Source organism: Arthrobacter sp. 210 2, assembly GCF_059093025.1.
Genome location: NZ_JBNHIE010000031.1, coordinates 1 through 477 on the forward strand (window position 1 = coordinate 1; position 477 = coordinate 477).

Here is a 477-nt window from a genome sequence, read left to right on the forward strand (position 1 = left end):
ACTAAGTCGTAACAAGGTAGCCGTACCGGAAGGTGCGGCTGGATCACCTCCTTTCTAAGGAGCACCTACAAATCACTGTCTGCCGCGTATGTGGTGGCGGGGGTTTGTCAGGAGTACAGCCCGTTGCGCAGACACAGGTTCTGCGGCGGGTGCTCATGGGTGGAATATCAACAAATAGCGGCCGCGTGTTTCTTTTCCCTGGTTTAGTACGGACGCCTTGTGTGTCCTGGAACGGCAGGGTCGGGGAATGGGTGGTTTAGTGTTTGGCACACTGTTGGGTCCTGAGACAACAGGACCGGGGGTGCTGCAGTCTTTTGGCTGTGGTGGTTCTGGTACTTGTGTGTTTCTGGTTTCCTGGCTGCATCGATCATGCGCGTTTGTGTGTGTGGGGTGTGTGGTTTGGGGTTGTTGTTTGAGAACTACATAGTGGACGCGAGCATCTTTTATAAGAAGCAATTTCCAAGAATATGAACCTGG

1 rRNA gene is annotated in these 477 nt (G+C 53.0%); it reads left to right on the forward strand.

Annotated features, from left to right (window positions below):
- Nucleotides 1-54 (forward strand): 16S ribosomal RNA (locus tag AC5RWA_RS21610); the annotation flags it as partial.
- Between the last annotated feature and the right edge of the window lie 423 nt (nucleotides 55-477).